The organism is Pseudomonas retamae, assembly GCF_043496865.1.
GTDB lineage: Bacteria > Pseudomonadota > Gammaproteobacteria > Pseudomonadales > Pseudomonadaceae > Aquipseudomonas > Aquipseudomonas retamae.
The window spans coordinates 80065-99138 of the sequence record NZ_JBIEIL010000001.1 but is presented as its reverse complement, the minus strand read 5'-3'; the positions used below and the strand labels follow the sequence as shown (position 1 = coordinate 99138).

15 protein-coding genes are annotated in these 19074 nt (G+C 61.5%); 11 read left to right on the top strand and 4 right to left on the bottom strand.

What is annotated here, in order from left to right; translation table 11 throughout:
• Window position 1 precedes the first annotated feature (1 nt).
• The 7 genes from ACGSLL_RS00435 (at window position 2) to ACGSLL_RS00405 (ending at window position 6371) form a co-directional block, all read left to right on the top strand.
• Window positions 2-1000 carry an acyl-CoA dehydrogenase family protein gene (locus ACGSLL_RS00435; protein ID WP_394502055.1) on the top strand — a complete coding sequence of 333 codons (999 nt, stop codon included), beginning with the start codon at window positions 2-4 and terminating at the stop codon, window positions 998-1000.
• On the top strand, window positions 997-1755 hold the full coding sequence (locus tag ACGSLL_RS00430; RefSeq protein WP_394502053.1) for a PIG-L deacetylase family protein: 759 nt from the start codon (window positions 997-999) through the stop codon (window positions 1753-1755). The genes ACGSLL_RS00435 and ACGSLL_RS00430 overlap by 4 nt, the downstream gene beginning before the upstream one ends.
• Window positions 1752-2351, top strand: coding sequence for an SAM-dependent methyltransferase (locus ACGSLL_RS00425; RefSeq protein WP_394502050.1), 600 nt, complete (start codon window positions 1752-1754; stop codon window positions 2349-2351). The genes ACGSLL_RS00430 and ACGSLL_RS00425 overlap by 4 nt, the downstream gene beginning before the upstream one ends.
• The gene (locus tag ACGSLL_RS00420) at window positions 2348-3034 is read left to right on the top strand and encodes a glycosyltransferase family 2 protein (protein WP_394502048.1); all 687 of its coding nucleotides are present in this window, start codon (window positions 2348-2350) and stop codon (window positions 3032-3034) included. Before ACGSLL_RS00425 ends, ACGSLL_RS00420 begins: the two co-directional genes overlap by 4 nt.
• 150 nt (window positions 3035-3184) lie before the next feature.
• The gene (locus ACGSLL_RS00415) at window positions 3185-3943 is read left to right on the top strand and encodes a PIG-L deacetylase family protein (protein ID WP_394502046.1); all 759 of its coding nucleotides are present in this window, start codon (window positions 3185-3187) and stop codon (window positions 3941-3943) included.
• Window positions 3944-4157: 214 nt separating this feature from the next.
• A complete protein-coding gene (locus tag ACGSLL_RS00410; RefSeq protein WP_090283735.1) occupies window positions 4158-4940 on the top strand; it encodes an endonuclease/exonuclease/phosphatase family protein in 783 nt (260 codons plus the stop codon).
• A gap of 387 nt (window positions 4941-5327) precedes the next feature.
• Entirely contained in the window at window positions 5328-6371 is a 1044-nt protein-coding gene (locus ACGSLL_RS00405) for an autotransporter domain-containing protein (RefSeq protein ID WP_394502043.1), read from the top strand.
• A gap of 126 nt (window positions 6372-6497) precedes the next feature.
• On the opposite strand, the gene glgB is transcribed toward ACGSLL_RS00405, so the two are convergent.
• From glgB to ACGSLL_RS00390, 3 genes are all read right to left on the bottom strand, one after another.
• Window positions 6498-8732, bottom strand: a complete 2235-nt coding sequence (gene glgB / locus ACGSLL_RS00400; RefSeq protein WP_394502041.1) for a 1,4-alpha-glucan branching protein GlgB — start codon at window positions 8730-8732, stop codon at window positions 6498-6500.
• 2 nt (window positions 8733-8734) lie between these two features.
• Window positions 8735-12076 carry a maltose alpha-D-glucosyltransferase gene (treS, locus tag ACGSLL_RS00395; RefSeq protein WP_394502039.1) on the bottom strand — a complete coding sequence of 1114 codons (3342 nt, stop codon included), beginning with the start codon at window positions 12074-12076 and terminating at the stop codon, window positions 8735-8737.
• Between the two features lie 169 nt (window positions 12077-12245).
• Entirely contained in the window at window positions 12246-14240 is a 1995-nt protein-coding gene (locus ACGSLL_RS00390; RefSeq protein ID WP_394502037.1) for an alpha-1,4-glucan--maltose-1-phosphate maltosyltransferase, read from the bottom strand.
• A gap of 217 nt (window positions 14241-14457) precedes the next feature.
• Between ACGSLL_RS00390 and ACGSLL_RS00385 the strand changes: the two genes are divergently transcribed.
• Entirely contained in the window at window positions 14458-14616 is a 159-nt protein-coding gene (locus tag ACGSLL_RS00385; protein WP_258449191.1) for a hypothetical protein, read from the top strand.
• 317 nt (window positions 14617-14933) lie between these two features.
• Here ACGSLL_RS00385 and ACGSLL_RS00380 read toward each other — a convergent pair whose 3' ends face one another.
• On the bottom strand, window positions 14934-15446 hold the full coding sequence (locus tag ACGSLL_RS00380; protein WP_394502034.1) for an MgtC/SapB family protein: 513 nt from the start codon (window positions 15444-15446) through the stop codon (window positions 14934-14936).
• A 124-nt stretch (window positions 15447-15570) separates the two neighbouring features.
• On the opposite strand from ACGSLL_RS00380, the gene ACGSLL_RS00375 reads away from it, so the two are divergent.
• The 3 genes from ACGSLL_RS00375 (at window position 15571) to mapR (ending at window position 18999) form a co-directional block, all read left to right on the top strand.
• A complete protein-coding gene (locus tag ACGSLL_RS00375; RefSeq protein ID WP_394502032.1) occupies window positions 15571-15819 on the top strand; it encodes a DUF3203 family protein in 249 nt (82 codons plus the stop codon).
• 195 nt (window positions 15820-16014) lie between these two features.
• Window positions 16015-17457 carry a cytochrome c oxidase accessory protein CcoG gene (ccoG, locus tag ACGSLL_RS00370; RefSeq protein WP_394502030.1) on the top strand — a complete coding sequence of 481 codons (1443 nt, stop codon included), beginning with the start codon at window positions 16015-16017 and terminating at the stop codon, window positions 17455-17457.
• A gap of 132 nt (window positions 17458-17589) precedes the next feature.
• On the top strand, window positions 17590-18999 hold the full coding sequence (gene mapR / locus ACGSLL_RS00365) for a GntR family transcriptional regulator MpaR (protein WP_093101296.1): 1410 nt from the start codon (window positions 17590-17592) through the stop codon (window positions 18997-18999).
• The last annotated feature ends 75 nt before the right edge of the window (window positions 19000-19074 follow it).

Here is a 19074-nt window from a genome sequence, read left to right as displayed (position 1 = left end):
TATGGACCTGCAAAGCTATCTGGCCCGACGTGCGCCGGATTACCCCGCCACCGCTGCCCTCGGTCAATGCCTGCGGGCAATGGTCGAGGCCGGACTGGATCGCTTGCCGCTGCCCGGCAGCGGTCACACGCTGGAGCGTTTTCAGCGTCTGGCCGCGGTCGGTGGGCACGATCTGGGGCTGTGCAAATTGTACGAAGGTCATACCGACGCACTGGCCATTATCGAACAATTGGGCGGCACCCCGACACCGGGCAGCACTTGGGGCATGTGGGCGGCAGAACCGCCGCAGGCACGCGTCAAGGTCAGCCCGGCCGGGCACATGGTCAATCTGAATGGGCGCAAGGCCTGGTGTTCCGGCGCCGCGGTACTCAGTCATGCCCTGCTCACGGCGTGGAACGCGGACGATCAGCAACAACTGGTCGCGGTGGCCCTTGATCAACCCGGCGTGACCATTACCGAGCAAGGCTGGCAAGCCGTGGGCATGAGTGCCACCGGCAGCGTCGAGGTGGAGTTCGAGAATGCCGAGGCTCAAGCCATCGGTGATCCCGGCGACTACCTGCAACGGCCGGGTTTCTGGCAAGGCGGGATCGGCATCGCCGCGTGCTGGTACGGTGCGGCGCGGCAGATCGGCGAACGTTTACGCCAGCACTGTGCCGAACGCGACGAGCCGCACGCGTTGGCGCATCTTGGTGCGGTTGACAGTGCCTTGCAGGCGGCAGCCAATGTGCTGCGTTTCAGCGCGTTGCAAATCGATGCCCAGCCCGAAGCCGACGCTGAATTGCTGGCGCGGCGTGCGCGGGCGGTGGTCGAGCAGTCGGTTGAACAGGTGTTGCGTGACACTGGCCGAGCACTGGGCGCCGGGCCGTTTTGTCAGGACCGACGCTTCGCTCATCTGGTGGCTGACCTGCCGGTGTTCCTGCGCCAGAGTCACGCCGAGCGCGATCTCGCCGCGCTCGGGCAAAGAGTTGCACAGCAACCCGGCGAGGTCTGGGCACTATGAAAGCCAATCCGATTGTCGGCCAGGGCACCTCGCTGCATCAGTGGCAGAACTCGCGGCGCCTGGCGGAGCTGCCGGTAATCGATGTGCTTGATCTGGTGCCGCCCGGCGCACGCGCAGTGATCGTCGCACCGCATCCGGATGACGAAGTGCTCGGTTGCGGCGGGCTGATGCAACTGCTTGCCGCCGCCGGGCGGCCGATGCAACTGATCTCGGTCACCGACGGCAGCGCCAGCCATCCCGGCTCGACCCGCTGGCCGGTCGAACGCCTGAGCGTCGTGCGCCCGCAGGAATCCGCCGAAGCCTTGCGCCGTCTCGGCTTGCCGATGCACAGCCTGAAATGGCTGCGCGGCGGTTTCAACGATACGCAAGTGGCGGCGCAGGAACAGGCGCTGAGCGAATTCATTCAAAGCTATCTGCATCCCCAGGACGTGCTGTTTACCACGTGGCGTGAGGACGGTCACAGCGATCATGAAGCGGTCGGCCGCGCCAGTCTCGAAGCGGCGCGCCGCGCTGGCGTGGTGTGCCATGAGCTACCAGTGTGGACCTGGCACTGGGCGACGCCGGAAGACGCAGCAGTGCCGTGGCAACGCGCGCGCAAAATTCTCCTTTCACCGACCCACGTCGCACGCAAGCGCCACGCCGCCCATGCGTTCGCCAGCCAACTGGAAGGCGATCGCGATGCCGGGCTTGCGCCGGTATTGGCGCCGTATGTTCTTGAGCGGCTGTTACAGCCATTCGAAGTGGTGTTCGTGTGAGCGTCGAGGATCGCTACTTCAACGGCCTGTTTTCCGGTAACGACGACCCATGGGCATTCCGCCAACGCTGGTACGAACAGCGCAAACGCGCGATCACCCTCGCCGCCCTGCCGCGTCCGCACTATCGGGCGATCTTCGAACCGGGTTGCGCCAACGGTGAATTGAGCGCCGAGCTGGCTAACCGTTGCAGCCGCCTGGTCTGTTGCGATACCGCCGGCGCGGCGGTGAAGCTGGCGCAAACTCGCTTGAGCCTGTTCGAGCATGTCGAAGTGCGCCAGAACCGCCTCCCCGGCCATTGGCCGGAGGAAAAATTCGACCTGATTGTATTTAGCGAAATCGGCTACTACCTCGACCGCCAGGATCTGACAGAAGTGATCCGCCACATCAGCAATTCTCTGACTGCCGACGGCCAATTACTGGCCTGCCACTGGCGCCCGCCGATCGAGGGCTGCCCGTTGAATGCACGGCAGGTCCACGATCAGATCCATGAACAGCTGGCATTGCCGCGTCTGGTGCTGCACCAGGAAGCGGATTTCATTCTTGAGGTGTGGAGTCGCGAGCCACGTTCGGTGGCGGCGCTGGAGGGTTTGCGTTGATTGGGATCGTGATTCCGGCACACAACGAAGAGGCGTTACTCGATGAGTGCCTGCGCGCCGCATTGCGCGCCAGTCAACATGTGCAACTGGCCGGCGAGGAAGTGCAGGTGCTGGTGGTGCTCGACAGCTGCACCGATCGCTCGGCGCAGATCGTTAGTCGATACCCGGTGCTGAGCCTGTCGATCGACGCCAGTAATGTCGGTGAAGCGCGCGCCGTCGGCGCCTGGTGGCTCCTCGAACGCGGTGCACGCTGGATCGCTTGCACCGACGCTGACAGCCGTGTCGCCGACGATTGGCTGGTCGCTCAGCTCGGCCTGCAGGCTGACGCGGTATGCGGCACGGTGACTGTCGAGCACTGGCCCGACTCGGTCGATGAAGCGGCGCAAATCCGCTATCACCGCCACTATCAGGCGCGTGAGGGGCATCGACATATCCACGGCGCCAATCTGGGCTTCAGCGCCGCAGCTTATATCACTGCCGGCGGCTTCAAACCGCTGGCCTGCGATGAGGACGTGCACCTGGTGCGCGCCCTGGAACGCTCGGGTGCGCACATCGCCTGGAGCCATCGCCCACGGGTGCACACCAGCGCCCGCCTCGACAGTCGCGCCCGTGGCGGATTCGGCGACTTTTTGCGCAATCTGGCACAGTCAGGCGAAAAAAATACGGATCAGATTGATCTGTGACGCGACGAATCCCGTGTCTTGAGCAATACTCTGCATCGCGGTAACCCAAGGGTCGGAGCACCGCACAGTTGCAACCCATTTGCCTTCAGCGTTCGCGGATCGCGTCTACGACCGATGACGCCGGGCATGCCACACAAGGACGTCGCCCTGATGAAACCGTTCATCCTCAATGACAGCAATCTGCCGGCGCAAATCTGGAACACCGCCGCGCAGCTCGACAGCATTCCCGTGATCAATACCCTCAGCCTGGTGCCCGCCGGCGCCCGCGCCGTATTGATCGCCCCGCATCCCGGCGATGAGGTGGTGACGTGCGGTGGCCTCCTGCAACTGCTCGCCAACCTCGGCCACCCGCTGCAATTGCTCTCGATCACCGATGGCAGCGCCAGCCACCCCGGCTCGCGGCAATGGTCGGAAAAACGCCTGAGCGTATTCCGCCCGCAGGAAAGCGTCGAAGCCCTGCGCCGCCTCGGCCTGCCGATGCACAGCCTGAAATGGGTGCGCGGTGGTTTTACCGACAACGCGTTGCGCGAACAGCAAGCGCAGGTCTGCGAGTTCATCAGCCGTTACCTGCGCCCCGGCGACGTGGTTTTCAGCACCTGGTGCAACGACGGCAATGATGACCATGAAGCGGTCGGTCGAGCCAGCGCCAAAGCCGCTGAACGGGTCGGCGCGCGCTACCATGACGTGCCGGTCTGGGCCTGGCACTGGCCGGAGCGCGAACAGCAGCAGATTCCCTGGGAACGCGCACGCAAAGTGCGCCTCGACACCTGGACCGTCGCGCGCAAAAGCCACGCCACCCACGCCTATGCCAGCCAGCTCAACGGTGAGCCGGCCATCGGCATCGCACCGCTGTTGCCGCCGGTGATTCTGGAGCGCATGCGCTTGCCCTACGAAATCGTCTTCGTCTGACCGCAAGATCCCTCTGTACGAACGAGCCCGTGTGGGAGCGAGCCTGCTCGCGAATCGGCCTTCACATTCAACATTTCAGTAGGCTGACCCGGCGCTTTCGCGAGCAGGCTCGCTCCCACAAGGGCTCGGTGGTGTTCAATGACCATTTGAGACGGAACTGCCACCGCTCCCCATCAGTCGCATGAACAAGCGTGCGCAATTTCGAGGAGTGAACGTGTCCAGCGAACCCGAGCGTCAGCGTGTCGACGCACCCGTCATTCATCGCCTGCGCGTGTTGACGGTCAATACTCACAAGGGCTTTACCGCACTCAATCGCCGTTTCATCCTGCCCGAGTTGCGCGAAGCGGTGCGCAGTACGGCGGCCGACCTGGTGTTCCTGCAGGAAGTGGTGGGTGAACATGAACGGCATTCGAGTCGTTACAACGAATGGCCGCAAACCTCGCAGTACGAATTTCTCGCCGACAGCATGTGGAGCGATTTCGCCTACGGGCGCAACGCCGTGTACCCCGACGGTCATCACGGCAATGCCCTGCTGTCGAAATACCCGATCCGCGAATACCGCAACCTCGACGTCTCGATCACCGGCCCGGAACGGCGTGGCTTGTTGCATTGCATACTCGATGTGCCGGGGCACGCCGAAGTGCATGCCATTTGCGTGCATTTGAGCCTGCTTGAAAGCCACCGGCAATTGCAGTTGAAGCTGCTTTGCCAGTTGCTGGAATCGTTGCCTGACGACGCACCGGTGATCATTGCCGGCGACTTCAATGACTGGCAGTTGCAAGGCAACGTCGCCCTCGCCCGGCGCGATTATCTGCACGAGGCGTTCGAGCGTCATCACGGCCGACCGGCAAAGACCTATCCTGCACGCTTCCCGCTGTTGCGACTGGACCGTATCTATTTGCGCAATGCCAGCAGCCACGATCCGCAGATCCTCGGCAACAAGCCCTGGACGCATCTTTCCGATCATTTGCCGCTGGCGGTGGAAGTGCATCTGTAGCCGCAATTTTGACAGTGCCTTGCTCGGCGCCGAGGTCGGCGGCGCCACTGTTGACGCATGGACGACTACCTTCCGTCGGCGACTAAACAGCTCTACCTGGCTGTTGCGCAAGCGATTCCTCGCACAAACAACCACTTAGTAATACGCCGAAAAACAAGGATTTGGCGGAGCCGTTTTGCCATTACCGCCCATCGTCCAGTTTCTTGACGCAAGGGCGTCGCTCTTCTTATCTCTACCTTACTACCCCGGAATTACTACCGGGACGAACCTCCGGCCACTCGCAAAAGCGAGCGGTCCCGGCTCGCCCCGCTCCATTCGGTCGCCCCTCGTTCGGGGTAGGAGAGGCGCCACATCGAGATGCCGCATGCGCCTGCAAGGTAGACCGCCATGAAAACTTCACTCACCCCACAAGAGATCAAAATCACTTTCTGCACCGTGTCGAGCTCGATCCTGTTGTGCTCGTCCATGGAGGCCAAGGCCGAGCCAGCGGCGGATGACGCCCGCATCTGGTATCGCGCGGATGTGCCGGTGATGACCCTGCCCGCCACGGTGATTACCCCAGGGGATGCGCAAGACGCACCCTTGGTCAGCGAACATCTGGCGCCGTCAGCCTGGGATGAGTTGTACGGGCGCAGTGCGCGGCAGGCGCAAACCGATGTGTTGTCGTCAGGCTATGCGATTGCCGGTAGTGGCGAAAGCAAAGGCCCGGCGTTGCTGACCCTGCAAAGCAACAACGGTTTTACCCAAACCATCGGCTTCATCGGTGGCGATAATCAGATTCAGGCCAACCGCAACGGCCCGCTGACCAGCCGCGCCCTCGCCGCGCCCGGTACTGACACGTTGAATCTGCAGGGCCAAAGCCTCGGTGCCTATTACAGCCTGACCGGCGCTCAGGGCTGGCATGTCGACCTGTCCGCCAGCGCCGGCCGGGTCAGTGGTTTCAGCCGCAACGCGCAGGGCGCACGCCAGGTCACTGAAGGCAGCGCGATGACCTTCTCGGTCGAAGGCGGTTTTCCCATCGGGCTCAGCGAAAACTGGGTGGTGGAACCGCAGGCGCAATTGATAAACCAACGCATCAGCCTCGACACGCCTTACGCGGGGTCCGGTAATTCCTCCAGCGAGCTGTCGGCGTGGAGCGGCCGCGTCGGTGCGCGATTGAAAGGCAGTTACGATTTGAACGGTTTGCCGGTGGAACCCTACGTGCGCACCAACCTCTGGCACACGGTCTATACCGGCAGCACGGTAACCCTGGATCAGGTCGACAAGATCAGCAGCAGCCGCAAGTCATCAACTGTGGATTTAGGCCTCGGACTGGTAGCACGCATGAGTCCGACGGTGAGCCTGTATGTCAGTGCCGATTACAGCAGCGACGTCGATGACAATGATTTGAACGGGTTGATTGGTAGCCTGGGAGTGCGGATGCGTTGGTGATTTCAGCTTCACCCATAGCCCCCTGTGGGAGCTGGCTTGCCAGCGATGGCGGCGTGTCAGTCACTGTCAATGCTGAAAGTGCCCGCGTCATCGCGGGCAAGCCCGCTCCCACAGGATCTGGGTGGTTTACTGACCCTCTGGCTTGAGAATCAACACCGCCAGCGGCGGCAGGTTCAATTCCAGCGATAGCGCTTGACCATGGCTCGGCACCTCTTCGGTCTGCGCCCCGCCACCGTTGCCATAGTTGGAACCGGCGTAAGTCTCAGCGTCGCTGTTGAGCAGTTCCTTCCAGCGCCCGGCAAACGGCACGCCAACCCGATACGCCTGACGCGGCACTGGAGTGAAGTTGGCCACCACCAGCACCGGTTCACCCTCCTTGCTCCAGCGCAGCCACGCATAAACGCTGTTGATCGCGTCATCACCGATCAACCACTGGAAGCCCTGTGGCGCGTCGTCCTGATCGTGCAGCGCCGGCTCTTCGCGATACAGCCGATTGAGGTCGCCGACCAACTTCTGCACGCCTTTGTGCTCGGAATATTGCAGCAGGTACCAGTCCAGTTGCTGATCGTGGTTCCACTCGCGCCACTGGCCGAACTCGCAGCCCATGAACAGCAGCTTTTTGCCCGGGTGGGTCCACATGAAACTCAGATAGGCGCGCAGGTTGGCGAATTTCTGCCAGCGGTCGCCGGGCATCTTGTCGATCAGCGAGTGCTTGCCGTGCACCACTTCGTCGTGGGAGATCGGCAGAATGAAACGTTCGGACCAGGCGTAGACCAGACCGAAACTCAGTTCGTTGTGATGATGGGCGCGGTACACCGGGTCCTGCTGGATGTAATGCAGCGAATCGTGCATCCAGCCCATGTTCCATTTGTAGGAAAAGCCGAGGCCGCCCTGCTGGGTGCTCTGGCTGACACCGGGCCATGCCGTGGACTCTTCGGCGATCACCAGCGCGCCCGGCGCTTCCAGTTCGACCACGTCGTTCAGGTGGCGCAGAAAGTCGATCGCCTCGAGGTTCTCGCGCCCGCCGTGGCGGTTCGGCACCCATTCGCCGGCCTTGCGTGAATAGTCGCGATAGAGCATCGAAGCCACCGCGTCGACGCGCAAACCGTCGATATGGAAATGCTTCAACCAATGCAACGCCGAAGCCAGCATGTAGCCATGCACCTCAGTGCGGCCAAGGTTGTAGATCAGGGTGTCCCAGTCCTGATGGAAGCCTTCCAGTGGGTTGGCATATTCATACAGCGCGGTGCCGTCGAATTGCGCCAGGCCGTGGGTATCGGTCGGGAAATGCGCCGGCACCCAGTCGAGGATCACACCGATATCGGCCTGATGGCAGGCATTGACGAACGCGGCGAACTGATCCGGCGTGCCATAACGCGCGCTCGGCGCGAACTGCGAGAGCAACTGATAGCCCCACGAACCGCCGAATGGATGCTCCATGATCGGCATCAATTCGATGTGAGTGAAACCGAGTTCTTTCACGTACGGAATCAGTCGATCGGCCAGCTCCGGCCAGCTGTACTGGCGCGCTACTTCGCCGAGATCGTCCAGCTCGCATTGCCACGAACCGGCGTGCAATTCGTAGATCGACAGCGGCCTGGCACGTTGCTGACGCTCGTGGCGGCTGCTCATCCACTCCTGATCCTGCCAGTCGATCTGCAAGGGCGAGGCGACTTTCGAGGCGGTGTCCGGCGGCAGGCTGGTGGCCAGCGCCATCGGGTCGGCCTTGAGCGGCAAAATGCCGTGCGAGCCAAGAATCTCGTATTTGTACAACTCACCCGCTTGCATACGCGGAATGAACAGCTCCCACACCCCGGAGGGGTGGCGCAAGCGCATCGGATGGCGGCGACCGTCCCAGACGTTGAAATCCCCGACCACCGAGACCCGCCGGGCATTCGGCGCCCACACGGCGAAACGCACACCGTCGACGCCGTCGACGGTTTTCAGCTGCGCACCGAGGCAGGCACTGAGGTCGCGGTGATTGCCTTCGGCGAACAGGTACAAATCCATCTCACCGAGCAACTGGCCAAAGCTATAAGGATCTTCCGCGACCTGCTCGCCACCCGCCCAGCGGGTGCGCAGCAGGTATGAACGCGCCTGGGCAAAGTGGCCGACGAACAGGCCGGGCGTTTCAGTCATTTCCAGCGGACCGAGTTCTTCGCCGCTTTCCTTGTCCAGCACCGCCACACTTAGCGCGCCGGGCAGATAGGCGCGGATGAATTGCCCGCCAGCGCCATCGCCGTGCGGACCGAGAATGGAAAAAGGATCGTGATGCTCAGCACGCACCAAGGCATCGATATCTTTTGCCGAGGGCAGCAAGGCCTCTTTGACCTGACCCTGTTCCTTGTTCGAGAAACTCATGACTACTCTCCACCAAGATCGGAAAAGGGTTTAAGCCCCGTCAATAACCCATACAAACCGTGCAATGGCACGGGCAGCCACGTGGGGCGATTCAAGGCTTCATAGGCCACTTCATAGGCCGCCTTCTCCAGGCCGAACAGCGCCAGCGCGGCGTCGGCACCTTCAGGATCCTGCCAGGCATGATCAAGGTTAGCCGCTGCCTGGCGATAGGCCTGAACAAATGCCTCGCGGGCTTCACGCAGATAGCGTTCGGCGACGCGTTTACGCGCAGCTTCAGCTTCGGCGCTGTTATCGACGCTGTGCACGTTGATGGTCATCGCCGCTGCGTAATCGAAGGAACGCAGCACTCCACTGACGTCCTTGTACGGACTGTGTTTGCCACGGCGCTCACTCAACGGCCGTGCCGGTTCGCCCTCGAAATCGATCAGGTAAGCATCGCCCTTGATTACCAACACTTGCCCCAGATGCAAGTCGCCGTGGACGCGAATGCGCAGCCCGCCGGTGGCTTTTTTCGCCAGATCCTGCACATGGGCGAGGATGGTTTTCTTGTCGTCGATCAAGCGCTTGACCAGTTTCTGGTCCGCGGCGCTGAGTTCGCCCTGATGCTGCTTGAGCAGGGTCAGCGCACGCTCGACTTGTGCGGCAACGTCCTTGCCGGTCGCCTGCATGTCCTTGGCCGACGCCACTTGCGGTGCGAAATCGGCATTGTCGGTCGGCGCGGCGAGCACCTGATGCATTTCGCCCAGACGCTGGCCGAGCATGCCGGCAAAATCCTTCAGCTCGCCGAGGGCGTTGTAATGTTGCTCCTGCTCGGAGACGGCATCAGCCAGCTCGTCGCGCAATGCCCGCTCCAGATTGTTCTGTGTCCATTCCCACGCATCGCCCTGATTGCTCAGATAGCCTTGGGCGATCATCAGCAGGTTGTCTTCGCCTGCGCCATCGCGGCGAATCACCGAACCCAGCAGCGGAGAGATATTGGCAAATCCGGCCTCGGTCAGGTAAGCGCTCATCTCCAGTTCCGGGTGTACGCCAGAAGCGACTTTACGTATCAGCTTAAGCACCAGGCTGTTGCCGATCACCACCGAGCTGTTCGACTGTTCGGCCGACAGATAACGCACTTCCGACTCTGCGCCGAGGCCAAGTTTTTCCAGATGCGGTGTCGAGGCAAAGCGGATTTCCCCCTCGGCCGACTCCAGCACCGTGTCGTTCTGCATGCCTTGCAGCACCGCACGAACAAAGGCTTCAAGGCTGAACGCATCGGTGATCAGACCGACCTGTCGCACGCGTCTTACACGCGACAGCGCCAATTGCTGCGGCAACGCCGGACCGACCTGATCCTCTGCGATGAAGCCGAACGGCAATTGATAGCGATGGGTCTGGCCGCCAGCAGTGACCTCGATCTCGCTGAGCAGCACCGGATGCTGGGCATCGCCGAAACGCACGCCGTAGGCCAGATGGACCTTCTCGATCGCCGCGTCCTTGCCGGCGAACCAGCGGCGGTTCTGCAACCAGTTCGGCAGAATGCTTTGCTCAAGCGTCGTGCGCGATGGCGCTTCGAGCAGTTCTTCCATGCGTTTTTTCAGCACCAAGGTGGTGAAGTCCGGCAGGCTCTGCGCCGGCTCGACGTGCCAGCTCGGCATCTGGTTTTCTGCGGCCAGACCGAACCAGTAGAAGCCGTAAGGCGCCAGGGTCAGGAGGAAATTCAACTGGCCGATCGGTGGGAACGCGTTGCCGCCAAGCATTTCCACCGGGACCATCCCGGCATAGGCTGAAAGGTCCAGCTCCACCGCTTGCGCACTGCGCGACACGTTGGCCACGCAGAGAATGATCTCGTGCTTGCCGTCGACATCGGTGTATTCGCGGATATACGCCAGCACCCGCCGGTTGTTCGGCGAGAGCATTTTCAACGAGCCACGGCCGAACGCCTTGGACTGCTTGCGCACGGCGAGCAGGCGACGCGTCCAGTTCAGCAGCGAATGCGGATCACCGGACTGGGTTTCGACGTTGACCGATTGATAACCATAGAGCGGGTCCATGATCGGCGGCAGCACCAGACTCGCCGGGTCGGCGCGGGAGAAGCCGCCGTTGCGGTCGATCGACCACTGCATCGGCGTGCGCACGCCATCGCGGTCGCCCAGATAGATGTTGTCACCCATGCCGATCTCATCGCCGTAATACAGGGTCGGCGTGCCGGGCATCGACAGCAACAGGCTGTTGAGCAATTCGATGCGCCGGCGATCACGCTCCATCAACGGCGCCAGACGGCGGCGGATGCCAAGGTTGATCCGCGCGCGACGGTCAGCGGCGTAGTAATTCCACAGGTAATCGCGCTCCTTGTCGGTGACCATTTCCAGGGTCAGCTCATCGTGGTTGCGCAGGAAGATCGCCCACTGGCAGTTGGCGGGAATTTCCGGGGTCTGACGCAGAATATCGGTGATCGGAAAACGATCTTCCTGCGCCAGCGCCATGTACATGCGCGGCATCAGCGGGAAGTGAAAGGCCATGTGGCATTCATCGCCGTTGATGCCGGCAGCATCGGTGTCACCGAAGTACAACTGCGTGTCTTCCGGCCATTGATTGGCTTCGGCGAGCAGCATGCGGTCGGGATAGTTGGCGTCGATCTCGGCGCGGATCTGCTTGAGGACGTCGTGGGTCTCCGGCAGGTTTTCATTGTTGGTGCCGTCACGCTCGATCAGGTACGGAATCGCGTCCAGACGCAGGCCATCGATGCCCATGTCCAGCCAGTAACGCATCACCGACAGCACCGCTTTCATGACTTGCGGATTGTCGAAATTCAGGTCCGGCTGGTGCGAATAGAAGCGGTGCCAGAAGTACTGGCCGGCGACCGGGTCCCAGGTCCAGTTGGACTTCTCGGTGTCGAGGAAGATGATCCGCGTGCCGTCGTATTTCTGATCGTCATCCGACCACACATAGAAATCCCGCGCCGCGGAGCCGGGCTTGGCCTTGCGCGCCCGTTGAAACCAGGGGTGCTGGTCCGAGGTGTGGTTGATGACCAGCTCGGTAATGACGCGCAAGCCGCGCTTGTGCGCCTCGGCGATAAACCGCCGCGCATCGGCCATGGTCCCGTAATCGCTGTGCACGCCGCGGTATTCGGCGATGTCATAGCCGTCATCGCGGCGTGGCGAAGGGTAGAACGGCAAAAGCCAGATGGTGTTGACGCCGAGGTCGGCGATGTAATCGAGTTTGGCGATCAAGCCGGGAAAGTCGCCGATTCCGTCATTGTTGGAGTCGTAAAACGATTTGACGTGAACCTGGTAGATCACCGCGTCCTTGTACCAGAGCGGGTCTTTGATGAAGGCGGCTGCCTTGGGTTTCTTCGCCATGTGAAACTCCTGTTCAATTCTGGAAAAACCGTGAGCCGTTCACTTGACTCGAATGCGCTGCATACCCTGTGGGAGCGAGCCTGCTCGCGAATGCGTCTGGACATTCACCGAAGGCGTCGCCTGCAAGATCGCTATCGCGAGCAGGCTCGCTCCCACAGGGGTTGGATGTTCACGCAGTAATCCGCCAGATCCCGAACGGCTGATACGCCGGGTCGATGCGCATGAACTGGTATTTGCCATGCCAGTCCCAGCGGTGGCCGTTCATCAAGTCCTCGCCGTGGGTGGTCGCATCGTCTGGCAGACCCATTTCCCACAATGGCAGTTCAAAATTCGCTTCCTGGACGTTATGCGGATCCAGGCTGACCGCCACCAGAATGAAATTGCTGCCATCCGCGCTGCGCTTGCCGAAGTACAGAATGTTGTCGTTCCAGGCGTTGTAGACCTTCAGGCCCAGGTGCGTGTGCAGCGCCGGGTTCTGCCGGCGGATGCGGTTGAGCTGGGCGATCTCGGCAATGATGTTGCCCGGTGCGGTGAAGTCGCGGACGCGGATCTCGTATTTCTCCGAGTCCAGATACTCCTCCTTGCCCGGCACGGGTGCCGATTCGCACAGCTCGAAACCCGAGTACATGCCCCACAGGCCCGAGCCCATGGTCGCCAACGCCGCCCGAATGAGAAACCCGGGGCGCCCGGAGTCATGCAGGAACGCCGGGTTGATGTCCGGCGTATTGACGAAGAAATTCGGCCGGTAGCATTCGCGCCACGGCGACTGATTCAGCTCGGTGAAATATTCAGCCAGCTCGGCCTTGGTATTGCGCCAGGTGAAATAGGTGTAGCTCTGCGTGTAACCCACCTTGCCCAGACGCGCCATCATCGCCGGTGTGGTGAAAGCTTCAGCGAGGAAGATCACTTCCGGGTACAAGGCGCGCACATCGGCGATCAGCCATTGCCAGAACGGCAGCGGTTTGGTGTGCGGATTGTCGACGCGGAAGATCTTCACACCCTCCTTCACCCAACCGATGACGATGTCACGCAATTCAACCCACAGGCTCGGAATCGCATCCGGCGCATAAAAGTCGACGTTAACGATGTCCTGATATTTCTTCGGCGGGTTCTCGGCGTATTTGATCGTGCCGTCCGGGCGCCAGTTGAACCAGCCCGGATGCTCTTTGAGCCACGGGTGATCCTGGGAGCACTGGATGGCGAAATCGAGGGCGATCTCCAGCCCATGATCCGCAGCCGCTGCGACCAGCCGGCGAAAATCTTCACGCGTGCCGAGCTGCGAGTGGATCGCTTCGTGGCCGCCCTCCTCGCTGCCGATCGCATACGGGCTGCCGGGATCATCCGGGCCGGCAGTCAGCGAGTTGTTGCGACCTTTGCGGTGCGCACGGCCGATCGGATGGATCGGCGTGAAGTACAGCACGTCGAACCCCATGTCCTGGATCATCGGCAAGCGTGAATGCACATCGTTGAACGTGCCGTGGCGCTTGGGATCGTCGGTGATCGAGCGCGGAAACAGCTCGTACCAACTGGCGAACTCGGCCAGTTCACGTTCAACGTCAACGGGGAATTCGGGGCTGATGCTCAGATAGGCGCGGTGATCGGCCTGGGCCATCAGCTCTGCACTGCGCGAGTGCAGAAACAGCGCGACCTGCTCGGTTTCGAGCAGGCCGGACAATTCGTGGTGCAGCGCTGCGAGGTCTTCGCTGAGCTGGCCTTCGCTGCGTTCGGCGGCCTGCTGCACCATGCTGCGGCCTTCCTGCAGTTCGAGCGATACCGGCACGGCGGCACTGTGCTTTTTCTCCAGTTCATACTGAAAACTGGCGAAGTGATCGATCCATGCCTCAATGCAATAGACGTAGCGGCCCTGCTCCTCCGGGCGGAACTGGCCTTGCCAGCCGTTATTGCCCTGATCGGCCATCACTTCGGTCTGCCAGACCTCGGCGCCGGCTTCGCGCCAACGGATGCGCACCGCCAGTTTGTCGTGGCCATCGGCGAAGACTTTGCTGGTGACGACCACGTCGCGCCCGGCGATCGACTTGACCGCGAACTGGCCGCCATCGAGGGTCGGCATGGTGTTTTCGATGACGATACGCGGCAGCAGCAAGGCTTGCGACAGCGGCATGTGCGGGTTATAGCTGTGCTCGGAAGGTTTATCAGCAGTCATTGAGCATCTCTCCTTCTACGCCCCAAGGACGCTCTTGTGCCTGATCACTGTTCGCGACAAGGCAGCCGCCCCGTGTTGAACTCACTTAGGTTCCGAGCGACCGGCGCGGAAAAAAGTTCAGATGAAATTGCTGTGTCACGACCGCGGATCGAAATCACCGCAAGGTGGTCAACCCACTTAAGCACGTCCCAAGCCATGTGCCACACGGAGGTTACCAATGACTATCCCGATCCCGGCGGAAACGCCGGACCCGAACATCGACAAACCGACCCTGCCGGAAACCGAACCGCCGCCGGTGCCCGAGCAGGAACCGCCCGGCACCACGCCGCCGCCGAAAGAAGAACCACCAAGCACGATGCCCCCGGTTATCGTCTAACCCCGCACACTGATCATTCCCACGCTCTGCGGGGGAATGCAGCCCGTTTTTTTGTACCCGATCGTTCCCACGCTCCGCGTGGGAATGCAGCCCGGGACGCTCTGCGTCCCTTCTGAAGCTGGAACGCGGAGCGACCCTTGAGGCATTCCGACGCAGAGCGTGGGAATGCAGCCCGTTTTTTTTTACCGATCGTTCCCCACGCTCTGCGTGGGAATGCAGCCCGGGACGCTCTGCGTCCCTTCTGAAGCTGGAACGCGGAGCGACCCTTGAGGCATTCCCACGCAGAGCGTGGGAACGATCACCGTGGCAGCAATCAGTCAGAGGTGGTCGTTCTTGTCGACGTCCTTTTCGAACACCCGAACCACATGAGGCATCACGCTGAAGATCGCCAGGGCCAGAATCGTACTCAGCAGCGCCGTCGCCTCCTTGCCCAGCCCCACCGCCACGCCGATTGCCGCCGTCATCCATAACCCGGCCGCCGTCGTCAGGCCTTTGACGTGAGCCTCGTCGCCCTGCTGATTCTTCAGAATGGTCCCGGCGCCGAGAAAGCCGATCCCGGCGATCACGCCCTGCAACACCCGACTCATGGCATCGGATTCCGCACCCGACGTCTGCGGCACCAGCACGAATAACGCGGCGCCCAGCGCCACCAGCATGTGCGTGCGCACACCCGCAGCCTTGCCCTTGTGCTCGCGCTCGAAGCCGAGAATGCCGCCGAGCACCGCCGCCATCACCAGGCGTACGGTGATGCGGGTGATCTGTGATGCATCGGCGACGTCGGCAAATTCAGCCTGCAGGGTTTGCCACACCTCGTCCCACCAGTCTTCCATCGTGCACTCTCTTGTTATTGGCTTGATAAACGATGGACAACGGCGACCATTAATCGGTTGCGCAGAACGATCGGCACGCTGCGCTTCCTAACGTACAGATCTCACTGGAACAAGGACTGCCGCGATGCCTGTTCGAATCGATGAAACCAACCCTGAGCAAAAGGTCTGTTTTTTTACCGTTGAACACGGCGAGGAAATACGCCTGTGCAGCGACTTGACTGTGATCACCGACACCGACAAAGCCATGTCGGCCGTCGATATCGAAGGTCAGCGCATCTACCTGACCGAAGCTGAAGTCGACGCACTGACCGTCGCCGGCGCCAAAGACGGTCGCGAACACGTGAAAGCCGACACCGGTGATTCGGTGGTTTGACTGACCTTGATCAACACCGTGCGCGAACGCCTGCGATAGGCGCTTGCGCCTTTGTCCGCGTGCTGCTTCAAGTTGACGCAGGCGCTGCGCCAAAGCTCATCTGATCCGCTTTTTATTCAAATACCTGAGTCTGTTCTGCAAACAGATCGACGCTCATAGTGCTCCGGCCTGATGGAGGCTGATGAGCAAACGACCATGAGCGAACAGATTCCCGTCCGAACCGTTGAAGCGTCCCCCACCCAAGCACCTCATATAAAGAAGGTGCCCGCACGCCCGCTGAAGGCCACAGTCAAGTCCAGCGACCAGCAGATCCACACCCGCAGCTTCACCGGTCTGTTCCGCAGCTTGCGCCTGAGCGGCGCAGGGTTTCTGTTTGCGTTGTTCTTCGGCACCGTGTGGCTGAACTGGGGCGATCGCCAGGCGGTGCTCTGGGATCTGGCCGAGAGCAAGTTCCACATCTTCGGCGCAACCTTCTGGCCACAGGATTTCATTCTGCTGTCGGCGCTGCTGATCATTGCCGCGTTCGGCCTGTTCGCCATCACTGTGTTTGCCGGCCGCGTCTGGTGCGGCTACACCTGCCCGCAAAGTTCGTGGACGTGGATTTTCATGTGGTGCGAAAAGATCACCGAAGGCGAGCGCAACCAGCGGATCAAACTGCAAGCCGCGCCGTGGACCTTGAACAAACTGGCGCGCCGCGCGGCCAAGCACACCTTGTGGCTGGCGATCAGCGTGCTCACCGGGCTGACCTTCGTCGGCTACTTCACGCCGATCCGGCCCCTCGCCGAGGAGCTGGTGACTTTGCAGATCGGCGGGGTCAGCCTGTTCTGGGTGTTGTTCTTCACCGCCGCCACTTACATCAATGCCGGTTGGCTGCGCGAGGCGGTGTGCATGCACATGTGTCCGTACGCGCGGTTTCAGAGCGTGATGTTCGACAAGGACACCCTGACCATCGCCTACGACGCCGCCCGCGGCGAAAACCGTGGCCCGCGCAAACGCGAAACCAAACCTGTAGAAGCCGGACTTGGCGATTGCATCGATTGCCAACTGTGCGTGCAGGTCTGCCCGACCGGGATCGACATCCGCGACGGCTTGCAGATGGAGTGCATCGGTTGCGCCGCGTGCATCGACGCCTGTGACTCGATCATGAACAAGATGAACTACCCGCGCGGCCTGATCCGCTACAGCTCCGAGCGCGAATTGCAGGGTGGCAAGACGCATCTGCTGCGCCCACGTCTGATCGGATACACGTTGGTGCTGCTGGTGATGATCGGCGCGCTGGCGCTGGCGTTGGTGGAGCGGCCAATGGTCTCGCTGGACGTAACCAAGGATCGTGGGCTGTTTCGCGAAAATGCGTTGGGGCAGATCGAGAACATCTACAGCCTCAAAGTCATCAACAAGACTCAACATCGACAGAACTACAACCTGCAACTGGTCGACGCGGATGGCTTCCAGTTGCAAGGGCAGACCGAACTGAGCCTGGCGCCCGGCGAGATTATCGATGTGCCGGTGTCCGTGGCGATGACCAGCGAACGGCCGAGCAGCAGCTCGCAGACGTTGAGTTTCAAGATCGCCGACAGCGACGAGCCACAGGTGTACAGCGTGGCCAAGAGCAGGTTTGTTGCGCCGATGAATCGTTGAGCCGTTAGACTGCGGCGCGGCCTTCGCGAGCAGGCTCGCTCCCACAAGGGAATGCGCTCAAGTGTGGGAGCGAGCCTGCTCGCGAATGAAGGCAACACGGTTTTCCAGAATGAAACCCAATGCGGACACAAGATGAAACGCTACGAAAAATTCGCCGACGACATCGCTGAACTGATCCGCTCCGGCGTCCTCGGCCCCGGCCAGCGCGTGCCGTCGGTGCGTTACGCCAGCCAGACCTACGGCGTCAGCCCGTCCACAGTGTTTCAGGCCTATTACCTGCTCGAGCGCCGCGGCCTGATCCGCGCGCGGCCGCGTTCCGGCTATTTCGTCAATACCCATGCGCCGAGCCCGTTTTCCGAGCCAGTGATCAGCCATCAGGTCAACGAATCCACCGAAGTCGACGTCAGCGAACTGGTGTTCTCGGTACTGGATTCGATCAAGGACCCGAACACCGTGCCTTTCGGCTCGGCATTTCCCAGCCCGACCCTGTTCCCGCTGCAACGGCTGTCGCGCTCGCTGGCCAGCGCCGCGCGGGAGATGGACCCGCGCATGGTGGTTACCGACATGTCGCCGGGCAATCCGCAATTGCGCCGGCAAATCGCCCTGCGCTACATGGTCGGCGGGCTGATGCTGCCGATGGAAGAACTGCTGATTACCAACGGCGCCCTCGAAGCGTTGAACTTGTGTCTGCAAGCGGTGACCGAACCCGGCGATCTGGTGGCCATCGAAGCCCCGGCGTTCTACGCCAGCCTACAAGTGCTCGAACGCCTCAAACTCAAAGCCGTGGAAATCCCCGTGCATCCGCGCGACGGCATCGACCTCGGCGTGCTCGCGCAGACGCTGGAACGCCATCCGATCAAGGCCTGCTGGTGCATGACCAGTTTCCAGAACCCGATGGGCGCGACCATGCCCGAGGCGAAGAAGCAGGAACTGGTCGAATTGCTGCGCGAGCACCAGGTGCCGCTGATCGAAGACGATGTCTACGCCGAGCTCTATTACGGCCAGCACGCGCCGAAACCGGCCAAGGCATTCGACACCGAAGGGCTGGTGATGCATTGCGGCTCGTTCGCCAAAAGTCTCGCCCCCGGCTACCGCATCGGCTGGGTCGCCGCCGGGCGCTACGCGCAAAAGATCGAACGACTGAAACTGATGACCTCGCTGTGCGCCTCGATGCCGGCGCAAGCGGCGATTGCCGATTACCTGCAACACGGCGGTTACGACCGTCACTTGCGCAAATTGCGCTACGCCCTGGAAGAGCAGCAAAGCGCCATGCTCGCCGCTATTGCCCGCTATTTCCCCGCGCAGACGCGGGTCAGCCAGCCGGCAGGTGGGTACTTTTTGTGGCTGGAATTGCCACCGCAGATGGATTCGCTGAAGTTGTTCCAGATGGCGCTGGCGCAGGGCATCAGCATCGCACCGGGGCCGATTTTCTCGCCGACCCAGCGGTTCAGGAATTGTATTCGGTTGAATTACGGCAGCCCGTGGACCGAGGATTCGGAAAAGGCCATGGAGACGTTGGGGCGGATTGTGCGGTCGTTCTGACAGATTGATATTGCCTGGACTGGCCCTTTCGCGAGCAGGCTCGCTCCCACATTGGTTCTGTATTCACAAATCTAC